Source organism: Formosa haliotis (genome assembly GCF_001685485.1).
Taxonomy (GTDB): Bacteria; Bacteroidota; Bacteroidia; order Flavobacteriales; family Flavobacteriaceae; genus Formosa; species Formosa haliotis.
The window spans coordinates 906,946-922,500 of the sequence record NZ_BDEL01000001.1 but is presented as its reverse complement, the minus strand read 5'-3'; the positions used below and the strand labels follow the sequence as shown (position 1 = coordinate 922,500).

Below are 15,555 nucleotides of genomic sequence, written 5' to 3'. Positions count from 1 at the left end.
ATTCTCGTAGAAAAAATGAAACTACAGATTTTGATAATACTAGTAATGATATTAAAGCTAATGTTACTTTAGGTTTAAACTATTTCTTTACAAAACATTTTGCTGCAACGTTTGTTTTAGCTGATATCTTAACTTATAATAATGCAAACCCTGAGGATGCAGATCCTTCAAATAGCTTTGCTTTAAACATCAACCTATTCAACAACATTTTTGCACAACCTCAATTTGGTTTATTATATAAATTCTAATTTATATAATACGTGTAACCTGTGGTAAACTTCGGTTTTATATAGGATTATAATATATCTAAACCTGAACAATAATTGTATTGTTCAGGTTTTTTTTGTTTACAACTATTTCAGGTTTAGTGAAACGTGGTGTTATAGATTTGAGTAATGGTATTGTTAAACCCTTGCAGATTTTATTTTGTTGTTTAAGGGGTTAAACAATATCCTGATTAAACTCCTCATCCAGAAGCTTAATATTATGATAAAGTACTTTAACTAGCCTTAAAAATTAAGTATCTTTCACATTCAATTTTCAGCCTCTACTATTTTGAAACGTATTTTAATTTTTCTCATATTTTTAGTCTTTTCAGCAAAGAGTTTTGCTTCCTATATCCTTATTCCCATGGATGCTGAAGGACAAAAAAATCATTTAAAAGCCTATGGGATTACCTATTGGACTTTAGAAAAACAGTTAAAAGTAAAATGGTTGCTAAACTATAGGGGAGGATCTTTTTATTACCAGATACCGAAGCCATTCAAAAGGAATGTCAGATTCGTGGGGTTTCGTTTGAAGTAGTGTCGAACGAAAAGGCCGAACAAATCTTAGAGTTAATTGATAGTCCGAGTCAGAATATGGAAGCTGTTGTGCTTGAAAAAGCGCCTAAAATAGCGGTGTATACGCCTAAAGGAAAATTGCCTTGGGACGATGCCGTAACTATGGTGCTTACTTATGCCGAGATTCCTTACGAGACCGTTTATGATGAAGATGTTTTAGAAGACACGCTTTTACTTTACGATTGGTTACACCTACATCATGAAGATTTTACGGGACAGTTTGGTAAATTTTACAATAGTTTTAGAACGGCTGCCTGGTATATAGAAGACAAGAAGGAAGCGGAGGCTTTAGCAACACGTTTAGGGTATAATAAAGTGTCTGAATCTAAGCTAGCTGTGGCCCTAAAAATTAGAGATTATGTAGTTGGTGGTGGTTTTATGTTTGCTATGTGCAGCGCTACAGATTCGTTCGATATCGCTTTGTCAGCAGAAGGTGTAGATATATGTGAAGCCATGTTTGATGGAGATGGTAGTGATCCTGATTACCAGAAACGGATAGATTACTCAAAAACCTTTGCTTTTACCAACTATACTTTAGAACGGAATCCAAAGGTTTATGAATTTTCATCTATAGACATGACGAATAAGCGACGAATTTTTAAAGAGTCAGATTATTTTTCTCTTATGGATTTCTCTGCCAAATGGGATCCGGTACCCACTATGCTTTGTCAGAATCATACAGCCTTGGTAAAAGGTTTTATGGGGCAAACTACATCATTTACGCGAGATGAAATAAAATCGAATGTATTGGTGTTAGGAGAAAATAGAAGCAATGGTGAAGCTAAATATATTCATGGGGTAAAAGGTAAAGGCTTTTTTACGTTCTACGGAGGTCATGATCCTGAAGACTACACTCACAAAGTAGGAGATCCTAAAACGGAGCTTGAATTACATCCTACATCTCCAGGGTATCGTCTTATTCTTAATAATGTGCTTTTTCCTGCAGCTAAGAAGAAGAAACAGAAAACGTGATTTTTTTGTTAGTTGTTAGTTGTTAGTTGTTAGTTGTTAGTTGAGCCGTGAATCGGTAATCGTGAATAGTAAATCGGAAATCGTGAATCGTCTTTAATCTTTGCTCGTGGATCTTAGTTAGTAGTTGTTAGTCGGTAGTCTTTAGTACGTCATTGCGAGCGCAGTGAAGCAATCTTTCTTATAACTGTATGGTGAATCGTGAATCGAAAATCGCTAGTAGTTGGTAGTCGTTAGTTCTTAGTGCAATCCTCAATCTTAAATACTCAATACTCTTTACTCAATACTTCATTAGTCTTTAGTAGTTAATTGTTAGTTGTTAGAACGTCATTGCGAGCGTAGCGTGGCAATCTCATGAATCAAGGTTTCTTATTCAACAGAATACTTCAGTCGTACCTTCTTCGTAATGATGGTGGAGTTCGTGAATAGTTGGTAGTAGTTATTAGTTGAGCCGTGAATTGTGAATCGGTAATCGTGAATAGTAAATCGGAATTCGTAAATCGTCTCTAATCTTTGCTCGAGGATCTTAGTTAGTAGTTGTTAGTCGGTAGTCTTTAGTACGTCATTGCGAGCGTAGCGTGGCCATCTTATGAATCAAGGTTTCTTATTCAATAGATTACTTCAGTCGTACCTCCTTCGTAATGACGGTGGAGTTCGTGAATAGTTCTTAGTTGTTAGTAGGTAGTTCTTAGTTGTTAGCACGATCCTCAATACTAAATCCTCAGTACTCAATACTTCATTAGTCTTGATTCTTGGCTCCTGATTCTTAGTTCTTAGTCGTAAGTATCTTTCTCAATATTAAATTTTAAATACTCTAAACTCAATACTTTTTTCATTCTTTATGAAATTACTACCTTAGACAGGGCATAAAAATGAGATAAATATATTTGCCAGCTTTTAATTTTACTTCGTATGAAAGTTTTTCAAAAGGAAATTACTCTAAAACCGTATAAACGCGGATTTCATATTATTACAGATACGCTTTTAGCATCCTTTCCTGAATTAAAACAGATTCAGTCAGGGATGTTTCAGGTATTTATTAAACATACTTCGGCGAGTCTAACCATTAATGAAAACGCCGACCCCTCAGTCCGATTAGATTTTGAGAGTCATATAAACGTTATGGTGCCCGAAAATCAGTCTTATTACATACACACCTACGAGGGAGCCGATGATATGCCTGCGCATATTAAATCTTCTCTAATGGGGGCTAGTGTACAGATTCCAATTACTAACGGGGAATTAAATATGGGAATTTGGCAAGGGATTTACCTTTGTGAACATCGTGATTATGGAGGTTCCCGAAACCTTGTGCTTACTGCTTTTGGGGTTTAATAAAACAATTTTTCAATGTACTAATTTAACAATGTATCAATGTAGTAATGTAAAAATGTAATAATTTTATACTATAGGCTGTTTTAATGTAATAGTTTCACTACTAACTACTAACTACTAACTACTAACTACTAACAACTAACAACTAACCAAAGCCTACTTTCTAGACGCAATAAGTTGTTCTAAAATAAATTCCACACCTTGGTCGTTATTGCTTTTCGTTTCAAAGCGAGCAGCTTCTTTAACATTTGGGTGTGCATTTTCCATAGCGTAACTAAAATATGCCCTACTTAACATTTCTAGATCGTTGTTATAATCTCCAAAAACCATAGTTTCATTTTCGGAAATACCCATGGTATCTTGTACCTGCTTTAAAGCAAAGCCTTTATTGGCATCATGATGCGAAATATCTAACCAATTTTGTCCTGAAACTTTAATCTGAAATTCATCTTCCAAGTGTTTTACATGCGGATAAATACAAGCCTCAGAGTCTTCAATATGGTAAATGGCAAGCTTTAAAAACTTATCGTCATTCACTTCAGTAAGATCATCTACCGTATTAAACTCGGTGTAATATTCGCTCAAAAGCTTAGGAAAATGTAAGTCTTTAGTTTCTATATACGCCTTTTGTTTCCCACAAAGCACAATAAAAATATTATCTATGGTTCGCAATAGGGGTAAAATACTGTTTATTTTTTCTTTAGACAATTGCATATTAGCCAATTCGACCCCACCACGTTTGGTAACCCCACCATTTTCTGCAATGATGGTGATTTCATTTTTAATGGCGTCGAGTTTTTCTATGATACTAAAATACTGTCTACCACTTGCTGCAATAAATTGAATGTTGTTGGCTTGAAGTTCTTTAAATAAATTGAAGAAATTAGGACTTACTTCACCTTTCGAATTTAATAAAGTCCCATCCATATCGGTAACCACCAATTTCACTTGCGATAATTCCATAGTATTTTTTTAAGACGCAAAAGTACGGGAATAATTGGTTTCGAGGTGTTAAGCGGGTGTTATTTTCTGGTTTATAGATGGTGAATCGTGAGTCGGAAATTGTGAATAGGGAGTTCTTAGTTGTTAGTCTTTAGTTATAAGTGAATCGTGAATCGTTGTCGGTGAGTCGTTAATCGGAAGGAGAAAGTTGTTTGGATAACGTCATTGCGAGCATAGAGAGGCAATCTTATGAATCAAGGTCACTTATTCAACAGATTACTTCAGTCGTACCTCCTTCGTAATGACGGAGGGGTTCGTGAATAGTTGGTAGTCATTAGTTGTTAGTAGGTAGTTATTAGTTGTTAACACGATTCTCAATACTAAATACTCTGTACTCTATACTTTATTATTTGTGAATCTTCTTTAATCTTTACTCCTGGTTCTTGGATCTTGGTTTTTAGTTGTTAGAACGTCATTGCGAGCGTAGCGCGGCAATCTTATGAACCAGAGTTCTAATGTTACAGATTACTTCAGTCGTACCTCCTTCGTAATGACGGTGGAGTTCATGAATAGTTCTTAGTTGTTAGTTGTTAGTTGAGCCGTGAATCGTGAAACGTGAGTAGTTTTTAGTCTGTAGTAGGTATTTGTTAGCACGATTCTCAATACTCAATACTCTGTACTCACTTTTCTAAAGACTAAATAAAACATTTCACGATTAAATCCGATTTCCTATATTAGCAGCTACTAAAACCAGTGCTATTGAATCCTTCAAACCAACCAGAATTACCTTGGTTATATACCATATCGCCCAAGCGGAAACTTATCGATCTTAATTTTAAAGAGATCTGGAGGTATAAAGATTTACTCTTTTTATTCGTGAAACGCGATATCGTTACGGTGTATAAACAGACTATTTTAGGGCCGTTGTGGTATTTTATTCAGCCGTTATTTACTTCAATTATATTTACTGTCATTTTTAACAACTTGGCAGCCATTCCTGTTAAACCTGGTGTGCCGGCTTTTTTGTTTAACCTCGCAGGGATTACCGCATGGAATTATTTTTCGGCTTGTCTTACAGGTACCAGCGATACGTTTACAAAAAACCAAGCAATTTTCGGAAAGGTGTATTTCCCTCGTGTTATTATCCCCATGTCAATAGTGGTCTCTAACTTGGTGAAATTCGGTATACAAATGCTCGTATTTATAGGCTTTTATATATACTTTACTGTATTTACCGAGCAGGCCTATGCCGCTAGACCCGAAATAAGCTTAGTCCTTTTACCCATCCTAGTAGGTATTATGGGCTTATTAGGTTTAGGTTTCGGAATGATTATTTCCTCTATGACTACTAAATACCGCGATTTAACTTTTTTAGTACAGTTCGGGGTGCAGTTACTTATGTATGGTTCGGCAGTAATGTATCCGTTGTCCTTTTTTCAAGAAAAATTACCTAGTATTTCTTGGTTGGTGGCGTATAACCCCATGACGATTGTTATCGAGGCCTTTAGGCATATTATGTTAGGTGTTGGCACCATTTCTACTATGCAATTAGTGTACGTAAGTGTAGTAAGTGTGTTGGTGTTTTTATTTGGTTTAATTGTGTTTAATAGTACCGAGAAGAAGTTTGTAGATACGGTTTAGTTGGTAGTTGTTAGTCTTTAGTCGTATGTCTGTAGTAGATAGATATTAGTCTTTAGCGTGAATTAAAAAATGTTTGGAAATGAATGATAAGAATCCATATTTTAAATTTGAAGATTTACAAGTGTATCAAAAGGCTTTAGATTTTGTAGATGCCGTATATGTAGTAACCAAAACATTTCCTAAAAACGAAACCTATCAATTAACTTCACAATTTCAACGGGCAGCAATCTCTATCGCTTTGAATATCTCAGAAGGACAAGGTAGAACAAATGCTCAATTTAATCGATTTATACAAATTTCTATAGGTTCTGTCAATGAGTGTGTTGTTTGTTCAACAATTGCGTTTCGGTTAGGGTATATAAAAGAAGATCAGGATGTACTATTTAGAAGGCAATTAGAAGAATTATCAAAAATGTTAAGTGGATTAACTAAATACCTAAAGAAGTAAAAGATATTATAAATATTATATTTGAACCATTATTTTCCAACAACTAAGAACTAACAACTACCAACTAAGAATAAATGACCATACTAAAAGCCGAAAATATAAGCAAACAATACCGCCTAGGGCTCATAGGCACGGGTACCATAAGTCACGATTTAAATCGGTGGTGGCATCGCGTGCGGGGTAAGGACGATCCGTATTTAAAGATTGGTGAAACTAACGACCGCTCGAGTAAGGGGAAAAGCGATTATGCTTGGGCGCTTAAAGATATAAATTTCGAGGTGAAGCAAGGCGAAGTTTTAGGTATTATTGGTAAAAACGGCGCCGGAAAAAGTACCTTGTTAAAAATCTTATCGCGGGTAACGAGTCCAACGACGGGCGAAATTAAAACCCGGGGGCGTATAGCCAGTTTGCTAGAGGTAGGTACAGGCTTTCATCCAGAATTAACAGGGCGTGAAAACATCTATTTAAACGGGGCTATTCTGGGGATGACCAAAGCCGAGATTAAAGCCAAAGAAGACGAAATTATTGCCTTTAGTGGTTGCGAACGTTATGTTGATACGCCAGTAAAACGTTATAGTAGCGGAATGCGCGTGCGTTTAGCCTTCGCCGTAGCCGCTTTTTTAGAACCTGATATTTTAGTAATTGATGAAGTACTAGCCGTAGGCGATGCCGAATTTCAAAAGAAAGCCATAGGTAAGATGCAGGATATTAGTAGAGGAGATGGTAGAACTGTGTTGTTTGTGAGCCATGACATGGCAGCTATTCAAAGCTTATGTAATAGGGTACTTGTACTTAAAAATGGAGAATTAGTTTATGAAAATAACACAGCTGATGCTATAGATTTTTATTTAGAAAACACAAATCCAGCAAATAACAATTTTAATAATTTAGAGTTGTTAAAAGAAAGACGAGGCGACCAATCTTCTGTTTTTACATCAGTTGCTTTAGGTTGTGAGTATGAAGGTCGAATTTATGAGAATGTAAATGCGATTTATTCAAACTCTAAGTGTTTTATAGATGTTGTAATTAAAAATAAATCTAACCTAAAACGTAAAATTTATTTATCTTACGAAATTAGTGATAGTAAAAATATATCAGTATCAAATGTAAGTAATCAATTTAATGGAAATACTATTTTACTTGAAGGCGAATACAATAAAATTAGATTTGAAATAGAGCATATCCCTCTAATAAGTAAAAAGTATAGATTATCTCTTTGGGGAGAAGAAGTTGGCGGAAAAGTTTTTGATTGTTTAGAACAGTGTATTGAATTTGATGTTGAAGAAACAGATTTTTTTGGAACAGGTAAGGTGCCGCGTGCTAAACAGCATGGGTATGTCTTATTGAAAAACAAATGTTACAATGTTAAATAACAAACCAAATGTATTATTTTGGATGTATAATTTCCCGAATTATTCAGAAACTTTTATAAATAATCAAATAGTTTGGCTTTTAGACCATAATGTAAATGTCTTAATTTATACCTATATTAAAAATGATTTAAATAAAGGGAATTTTGATAAGCGACGCATTAAAGAAATAGATCAACGAATTATTCTGAAATCAGATATTTTTCCAAAAAGTAAATGGTCTAGATTATATAAAGGAATTAAAATTTTACTTCGCGGTTTGTTTTCTACCGATTTTTTAAAATACAAAAGGGCATTAAATAGCAATAAATATGGATATGGAGCAAAATCTTTTAAGCATTTATTATTTACTCATTTTTTATTAAATGCTAAGATAGATATTGTTCATGCTCACTTTGGACCAAATGGTATTGAAGCTAGTACATATAAAGAAATAGGCCTCTCATTTAAATTAATATGCACTTTTCATGGGTATGACATTAGGTTAGGCGATGTTAGGCCCAAGGGGTTTTACGATTCATTATTTAAATATTCTTCTAAAATTATTTCTATATCAAATTATAATTATGAAAAACTTGTCTCATTTGGACTTGATGAAAATAAAATAGAAAGTATAAATAATGGAGTTCTTGTAAAAGATGAAATTTCAAATAAAGAAACTAATGTCTGTAATATCTTATCAGTTGGTAGATTAGTAGAGGAAAAAGCATTTCATCTTGCTTTAAACGCTTTAAGTTTATTGAAAAAAGAATACCCTGATATAATTTGGAAGTATAATATTATAGGGGATGGTAAGTTAGAAACAGAATTAAAAGAATTAACAAAAACATTGGGCCTAACAGCTCATGTTACTTTTCATTTATATCAAAATTCTGAATATGTTAGACAAAAAATGTTAGACTCTCATTTTTTATTATTAAGTAGTATTAATGAAGCACTACCGACGGTTATTTTAGAAGCCCAAGCTTTAAAATTACCAGTATTAGCCACGAATGTAGGAGATATATCAAGTGTAGTTATAAATAATAAAACAGGCTTCTTAACAGAAGCTAACCTTAAAAGTATATTTGAAGGATTAGTAAAAATGTTTAGCCATAAGGATAAATGGAATGAATATGGGGTTAACGGTTATAATATTGTTAAAAGAGAGTTTGAATCAGAAAAACAGATGTTAAAACTCTTAGATGTTTATATAAAATGTTGAAAACATGAGTAATCCTTTAATATCAATTATCATCCCAACGTATAATCGTGCAAATCTAATTAGAGAGACTTTAGATTCTGTATTAAGTCAAACGTATCAAAATTGGGAATGTTTAGTGGTAGATGATGGTAGTACCGATGGCACCGATCAACTCATGGCGGAGTACTGCACTAAAGATACCCGCTTTCAATACTACCACCGCCCAGCAGACCACTTAGCTGGAGGGAATGCGGCTCGTAATTATGGATTTGAAGTAAGTAGAGGTGATTATATCAATTGGTTTGATGACGATGATGTGATGCTACCTGATTTTATAAGTCAAAAACTAAATGCTTTTATTGAAGGTGTCGATCTTGTAATTTGTTCTGGAAGCTATGTTGATGAATTTCTGCAGAAACCAAAACTAATAGACCTTAAAATTGATACTTTTTTATATAAAGATTATGTGCTTTGGAAATTTAAAATAGTAACAAATAATGTTATGTTTAGAAGGTCTTTTATAGAGAAAAAAGACTTGTTTAGCCTTAAAATATTACGGGGCCAAGAAACAGAATTGTTTTCGAGGTTGTTTTTTAATATGGCTGAAAAGCATTACAAAATAATTAATAAATCCTTGTTTTTATATAGGCAGCATAATAATACAAAAACAAAAGAGAATACTAAGTATCTATCCAAATATAAGAGATCTCAAATATTAAATTGTATAGCAAATTTTGAAAAGAGTATAGTGTTAAATGATTCCGACTTGGTTCAATATTGTTACAATGGCTCTTTATATTATTTTTTTGAAGCTTTAAAGTATAACGACATAGATAATGCGAAACTCGTTTATAAAAAGATATTACCTATTTTAAAAAAAATAAGATATAATGTATATCAAGAAATTAAAATTTTTGGACATTTTTTTATTCAAATAAAAAGAGGTAGTTATAAAATTGAGCAACGTTGGAAACAATATGAATTATGAAACCATTAGTATCTATAATTATCCCCACATTTAATAGGGAACACCTAATTGGTGAAACCTTGGATTCTGTTTTAGCACAAACCTACCAGAATTGGGAATGTATTGTTGTAGATGATGGGAGTACGGATAAGACCGAAAAGGTATTACAAGAATATATTAATAGAGATAAAAGGTTTAATTATTATAAGCGTACGAATAATTATTTAAAAGGTGCAAGCGGATGTAGGAATAATGGGATTAAATTAAGTAAAGGAGATTATCTACAATTTCTAGATTCTGATGATATATTAAGTGATTTCAAAATTGAAAGTCAAATTAACCTGCTCGTTAATCAAGGAAATAAAGCTATTGCCACGTGTAAGTGGGGTAGGTTCGATCATCTAGAAGCTATAAGGAAACAATTAAAAGTAGAATATAATTCTTATAAAGACTTTAATTCGGGCTACCTTCTTTTGGAATCATTCGGAGTAAATAAGGAATTTTTTCCACCACATGTTTACCTTATAAATAAGTTCATATTGCAAAGTTCGGGATTTTGGGATGAATCCTTAACAAATAATGATGATGGAGAATTTTTTACAAGAGTACTTTTACATACCGAAAAAGTAATTTTTTCACCAATAGCAGAAGTATATTACAGAGAATTAGATACTTTCAAATTGAGTGTAATAAATACAGATTTAAAGGTAAAAAGTGCTATAAAAAGCTGGGAGTTGATTGAGGAACATATATTAAACCAAGAAGGCTGTAAAAACGTCTGTTATGTAAAAAATGCAAAGGATTATTTGTATTTAGAGATAAAAAAGTATAATCCTTCCCTTATTAATAATTATAGACAATTTTTTGAAGAACAAATTAAATATAATTCATTTTTTAATAAATTAAAACGAAAGTTGGTTTGAAAAAAGTATTAATTATAGGACCAATTGGTGATATTGGAGGACGTGAATTAGAAACAGGATTTATAGCTAAAACGTTATCAAGTGTAGCTAGTGTGAAGATTCTTAGTACTGGAAATATGACACATAATTCTCAGATATTTAATTTTGTGTCAGATAAACAAATTATTAATCTTAAAAAACATTTATATAATTCAAATTTATTTTTTAAAGTATTAGCAATTTTAAGCAGTTTAAAATCAAAAATAAAGTAGAGAATCATTTTAAAATATCTAATTCCATTTCAAAAAAAGTAGGATATGAAAGTAAATTAGTTTCAATTATTAAAAGTCATATAATAGAGTCTGATTGTGTTTTTTTATGCGCCAACTTTTCTACCAAAAATATTAAAGACATAATTTTAGAAGCCTCAAAAAACGAATGTCAAATTATTTTTAGACCATCTAATTTAATAAGTAATCGAGAGGTTTTAGGGAATAAAGAATGGTTAGAAAAAGTAGATATGTTTGTTTGTCACTCCTACAATAATACAAAAAATTTAGATGTTTTAAATAATTCCAAATTTGTTATTATTGACCAATGTTCTTATAATCAACAAGCGTTATTGAATATACAAAATAAGGATAAGACAAAGGTTTTTTTAACTGTTTCTAGATTAGTAAAAGAAAAAAACTTAGATGTAGTTATTAAAGCATTTATACAATCTTCAAGTATAAATGATATTTTATTGGTTGTAGGAGAAGGAGAAGATTTAATAAGATTAAAGGAAATTGCTAAGGAAAATAAGAATATTAAATTTATAGGTTTTGTGCCAAACAATGAATTGGTAAAGTATTATGATCAGGCAGATTGTTTTATAGTTTCGCATTTTGATTTAGAAACAGGGCCCTTAACAGCTATTGATGCAATGGCTGCTGGATTAATAATTTTATCAGCTAGAACAGGAGCTATGTCAGAAAGATTATTAGATTATAATTTATGGTTTAGTAATGATGTTGATGATTTAAGTGATTTAATTAAGAAAGTTAAATTAATGTCAGAAAAGGAAATTGTTGATTTATCTACCAATATTAGAAGTTATTATAGGCAGTATAATCAAGAAAATATTAAAAATAAATATATTGAACTTTTAAAATAATAAAATTTTTTAAATTTTATTATTGACTAATAATAGTTGCATTTTTAAAATATACTCTAATTGTTTTAATTGTGAGGTTGTTATTATGTTTTTTTCATTAAAAATACCTAAATAAGTGTTATTTTATGAATAATTTTTTTCTAGTTATACCTACAAGAGAACGTTTAGAGTGTTTAAAAAACTTATTAATAGATTTAAATGCATTCAGTTCTTATATATCGCAAGTAGTTATTGTAGATCAAACAGAACCATGTGTTGAAGACGCTTTAAAGGAATTACCTTTAAATTACTCCTATCAAGTTGTAAAAGGAGATAAGACAAAAAGTGTTAATCATTCACGAAATTTAGCTTTAGAATATTATAATAATGAGGAATGGTTGTTTTTTTTAGATGACGATTTGAGAATACCAGAATTAGCTTTTAAGAAGATTATAGAACATTTAACACCTAATATTATTGATGTATTAATTCCAGGTATTCAATTTGAAGATATGGAACTTACAAAATTTAAATATAATACCATTTTAGATACAATATCAAAACCATGTGATTTTTCAAAAGGACGTTTTAGATTACAGGTGTGCTCAGGTTTAAATATTGTAAAATCTCAAACGTTTAAAGATGCTGGGTTTTATTTTGATGAGACCTACACTATTTGGGGGGACGATTGGGATTACGGTATGCGGCTATTACAAGCTGGGGCAAACATTTATTTTCAACCCGATATTTTAGTTGAACATTTACAGATTGACTCTGGAGGACAAAGGACTAAGAAAAAAGAGTTAGATGTTGCGTTAGAAAAAGATATGTTATATTATTATTTTTTAAGAAAACACTTTGATAATGCAGTATTAAAAAAGGAATATTTATTCGCAAAATTATTGGCTATGAAAAGAATGGTTTTTAAAGCAGATATTAGAGGTTTGGGTAGAACTATAAAAGCTTATAAGTTATCAGAAAAATTATTGAAACAATAATATAATTTATTAATATGAAGAAAGGGATTTTAATTAACAGAATGTTGAGTATAAATTAGGTTTATGAGAATTGGAATGAATCCCGAGAAACAAGAAGGGAAAATAAGGTTAAATTATCAGCATCGAGTAATTATTGTGGTATATATACCATCTTTGGAAGGGTATTATAAGGAAGTATTTGAGGTTTTTAAATTATGTTTAGCCTCTGTTACAACTACAAAAAACAATAAATGTGCTATAACTATTGTAAATAATGGTTGTTGCGAGACTGTAGTAAATTATATAAATGACCAATTAAAAAAGGATGATGTAGATAGTGTTATACATCATAAACAAAATATTGGTAAAATGGATGCTCTTATTGGCGCAGCAAGAGGAAGTAGAGAGCCACTAATAACGTTGTCTGATGTTGATATTTTATATAAAACTGGTTGGCAGGAAGCAGTAGAAACTATTTTTTATGGGATGAATCAAGTTGGTTCAGTTTCACCTATACCCGTTAGAAACTCATTATATTATGGAGCCTCTTCGACCTTGAAACGGATAATTCTAAATAAAGTAAAATATAGTCCACAGGCAATACCAGAAAATTTTGATAGTTATAATCGTTTTTTGGAAAGTGTTGGTTGGGAAAAGGAAACTGATAAAAATTTACTTTGGCCTGTAATAGAATCTAATAATATAAAATCGGTTTTAGGAAGTATGCATCAAGTAATGACACTGAATCGGGAAATTATTATGAATGTCGTGCCGAAAGAACCATCTTTTATCTTGGTTGGAAATGATTCAGAGTTAAATTATTGTGATTTGCCAATTGATTATTCTGGAGGTATGAGATTGTCAACATATAATAATTATGCATTTCATATGGGGAATACTGTCGAACCATGGATGCAATTAATTCAGGAAACTAATGTATTAGAAAATAAGAATGTAGAATATGAATCAAAAATAAAACGAATAAAGTTTAAGGTTACAACTCCAAATTTGTTTTTCGATTTTAAAAGACGTGTATTTCAAAAGGTGTTTAAGTGCTTTATAAATAAAGGTCGTGTAAAAGAAGAAATTCATGATTAAAACCATAGCCATTATCCCAGCACGAGGCGGATCCAAACGTTTGCCGTATAAAAACATGTTACCATTAGCTGGCTTGCCTTTAGTGGTACACAGTATAAAATATGCCTTAAAACAGACAGAAATAGATGGGGTGTTTGTGAGTACCGATGATGAAACGATAAAACAAATTACTTTAGAATTTGGAGCAAAGGTAATAGATCGCCCAAAAGCGTTGTCGGGAGATTTAGAACCTACTATTAGTGCTTTGCAGCATGTTTTAAGTAAGTTAGGTGATGATACTATACATACTGTAGTATTATTACAACCCACTAATCCATTACGTCCTAAATCATTATTTAAAGATATGTATTCACAATTTAAAGCTAAAAATTGTTCGAGTATATTCTCTGTAAGTCGTAATCATGATAAACTTGGTCGAATTGTCAATAATAAATTTGTACCATTTAATTATGTCTTTGGGCAGCGTAGTCAAGATTTAGAACCCTTGTATTATGAAAATGGCTTGTTATATATTACAGATGTTGAGGCTATTAAAGCTGGACACGTCATGACTCCAGATGCCTTGCCTTTCATTGTAGAGCACCCCTTAGCTCATATAGACATTGATACGCAAGATGATTTTGATTACGCTGAATTTTTGTTTAATAAATATAGAATAGAGTAATCGTAGTTAAATGATTCATTTGGTTTAATACTAATATATAGGATACATGACTAATATTGTTAATTTTTCACTTTAAAGTTGCTATAAAGTTAAGTTTATGCCAGTTAATTTTTAAATATGGCTTTTTTAAGAATAAATAGTAAACAAGTGTATTTAATTAATCGTCGGTCTTTGTGTATGTGATTTAAAAGGTGAATGAATGTTTGGAATTTAAACTCTAATTTTAAATTATATAGGGGATGCGCCGCATCCCCTATATGACTTTTTAAAAAATAAATAATTACAATATTTCTATCAATTGTAAAGCATTATATGCTCCATTGTTTATTGGGTATTGTATATTATTAACCTCTTGGTAAAAAGAGACTTTCAAAAAGTAAAAACTAAAGCCACTACCTATAGCAGCGGTGCTAGGGGTTAAGGTCACAGTAGTTGCTGTCCCATTAATAGGGAAGTTTTCTACAGGACTAAGTTGTAAATCTTTTACATTGGTGTTTAAATCCAAATTTAAAAAAGCACAACTAAAACTCACGTGAGTAGCACCTTCAGGAACACCTAATTGCTGATTGAGCACAATATCTGTTATAATTACCTCACCAGTGGTAGAATTTAAATTGTACTCGGCTTGTAATACACTATCTAAAGTAGCGAATTTGTTAAAATCAAACCCCTTAAGTAAGGCTTTACCTGTCTCAGTTTCTAAGCCCACAGGAACATTCCGTTGGCCACGAACAGAAATTAAATCTTCATTCTTCACTTGGCTAAACACCTGGGTTAAACGAGAACTCATTCGGTTGTCTTTCGCATCGGCCAATAAAGAGGTAATCGCACGTCTTAAATATTTGCCGCTTTTTGCAGTTAAACCAAATTCGGTGCCATTTTCTCGGGTCCGAGCAAAGGCAGGATCATTTTTTATACGGTTTTTGCTTACACCGCCTTTAGTGCGTACCATATAACCATCTTGCGTTTTATAAAAGGTTAACTCTTCTAGAGTGCCTTCAATTTTTATAAGGCTTTTAAGTTTTGCCATTTTTGTTTTTGTTTTTAAATGTCTGTACGACAATGTTATTAAAATTGAATTC

At 31.9% G+C, this 15,555-nt stretch carries 15 protein-coding genes and 1 pseudogene (1 of these 16 only partly in view); 14 read left to right on the top strand and 2 right to left on the bottom strand.

Going from position 1 to position 15,555, the window contains the following annotated elements; translation table 11 throughout:
* The 3 genes and pseudogenes from A9D35_RS03835 to A9D35_RS03825 all read left to right on the top strand — a co-directional run.
* On the top strand, positions 1-248 hold the 3' portion of the coding sequence (locus A9D35_RS03835; RefSeq protein ID WP_066219279.1) for an outer membrane beta-barrel protein. The gene continues 397 nt to the left of window position 1, outside the view; the window shows 248 of its 645 coding nt (coding positions 398-645); its start codon lies beyond the left edge, outside the window; the stop codon is at positions 246-248.
* 382 nt (positions 249-630) lie between these two features.
* Positions 631-1,814, top strand: a pseudogene (locus A9D35_RS03830) (asparagine synthetase B).
* 909 nt (positions 1,815-2,723) lie between these two features.
* A complete protein-coding gene (locus A9D35_RS03825; RefSeq protein ID WP_066219276.1) occupies positions 2,724-3,146 on the top strand; it encodes a secondary thiamine-phosphate synthase enzyme YjbQ in 423 nt (140 codons plus the stop codon).
* A 156-nt stretch (positions 3,147-3,302) separates the two neighbouring features.
* Here A9D35_RS03825 and A9D35_RS03820 read toward each other — a convergent pair whose 3' ends face one another.
* The gene (locus A9D35_RS03820) at positions 3,303-4,109 is read right to left on the bottom strand and encodes an HAD family hydrolase (RefSeq protein ID WP_066219274.1); all 807 of its coding nucleotides are present in this window, start codon (positions 4,107-4,109) and stop codon (positions 3,303-3,305) included.
* A gap of 738 nt (positions 4,110-4,847) precedes the next feature.
* On the opposite strand from A9D35_RS03820, the gene A9D35_RS03815 reads away from it, so the two are divergent.
* The 11 genes from A9D35_RS03815 (at position 4,848) to A9D35_RS03765 (ending at position 14,473) form a co-directional block, all read left to right on the top strand.
* The gene (locus A9D35_RS03815; RefSeq protein WP_066219271.1) at positions 4,848-5,729 is read left to right on the top strand and encodes an ABC transporter permease; all 882 of its coding nucleotides are present in this window, start codon (positions 4,848-4,850) and stop codon (positions 5,727-5,729) included.
* Positions 5,730-5,808: 79 nt separating this feature from the next.
* Positions 5,809-6,177: a four helix bundle protein gene (locus A9D35_RS03810; protein ID WP_066219267.1), complete on the top strand. Its 369-nt coding sequence runs from the start codon at positions 5,809-5,811 to the stop codon at positions 6,175-6,177.
* Positions 6,178-6,251: 74 nt separating this feature from the next.
* A complete protein-coding gene (locus A9D35_RS03805) occupies positions 6,252-7,550 on the top strand; it encodes an ABC transporter ATP-binding protein (protein WP_066219264.1) in 1,299 nt (432 codons plus the stop codon).
* On the top strand, positions 7,540-8,751 hold the full coding sequence (locus A9D35_RS03800) for a glycosyltransferase family 4 protein (protein WP_066219261.1): 1,212 nt from the start codon (positions 7,540-7,542) through the stop codon (positions 8,749-8,751). Before A9D35_RS03805 ends, A9D35_RS03800 begins: the two co-directional genes overlap by 11 nt.
* Before the next feature lie 4 nt (positions 8,752-8,755).
* Entirely contained in the window at positions 8,756-9,718 is a 963-nt protein-coding gene (locus A9D35_RS03795) for a glycosyltransferase family 2 protein (protein WP_066219258.1), read from the top strand.
* On the top strand, positions 9,715-10,620 hold the full coding sequence (locus A9D35_RS03790; RefSeq protein ID WP_066219255.1) for a glycosyltransferase family 2 protein: 906 nt from the start codon (positions 9,715-9,717) through the stop codon (positions 10,618-10,620). The genes A9D35_RS03795 and A9D35_RS03790 overlap by 4 nt, the downstream gene beginning before the upstream one ends.
* Positions 10,617-10,871 carry a hypothetical protein gene (locus A9D35_RS03785; RefSeq protein ID WP_066219250.1) on the top strand — a complete coding sequence of 85 codons (255 nt, stop codon included), beginning with the start codon at positions 10,617-10,619 and terminating at the stop codon, positions 10,869-10,871. Before A9D35_RS03790 ends, A9D35_RS03785 begins: the two co-directional genes overlap by 4 nt.
* A 248-nt stretch (positions 10,872-11,119) precedes the next feature.
* On the top strand, positions 11,120-11,755 hold the full coding sequence (locus A9D35_RS03780) for a glycosyltransferase (protein WP_066219247.1): 636 nt from the start codon (positions 11,120-11,122) through the stop codon (positions 11,753-11,755).
* Positions 11,756-11,880: 125 nt separating this feature from the next.
* A complete protein-coding gene (locus A9D35_RS03775) occupies positions 11,881-12,732 on the top strand; it encodes a glycosyltransferase family 2 protein (RefSeq protein ID WP_066219244.1) in 852 nt (283 codons plus the stop codon).
* A gap of 63 nt (positions 12,733-12,795) precedes the next feature.
* Positions 12,796-13,809, top strand: coding sequence for a hypothetical protein (locus A9D35_RS03770; protein WP_066219241.1), 1,014 nt, complete (start codon positions 12,796-12,798; stop codon positions 13,807-13,809).
* The gene (locus A9D35_RS03765; protein ID WP_369692142.1) at positions 13,802-14,473 is read left to right on the top strand and encodes an acylneuraminate cytidylyltransferase family protein; all 672 of its coding nucleotides are present in this window, start codon (positions 13,802-13,804) and stop codon (positions 14,471-14,473) included. The genes A9D35_RS03770 and A9D35_RS03765 overlap by 8 nt, the downstream gene beginning before the upstream one ends.
* 280 nt (positions 14,474-14,753) lie before the next feature.
* Here A9D35_RS03765 and A9D35_RS03760 read toward each other — a convergent pair whose 3' ends face one another.
* A complete protein-coding gene (locus tag A9D35_RS03760) occupies positions 14,754-15,503 on the bottom strand; it encodes a hypothetical protein (protein WP_066219238.1) in 750 nt (249 codons plus the stop codon).
* Positions 15,504-15,555 lie beyond the last annotated feature (52 nt).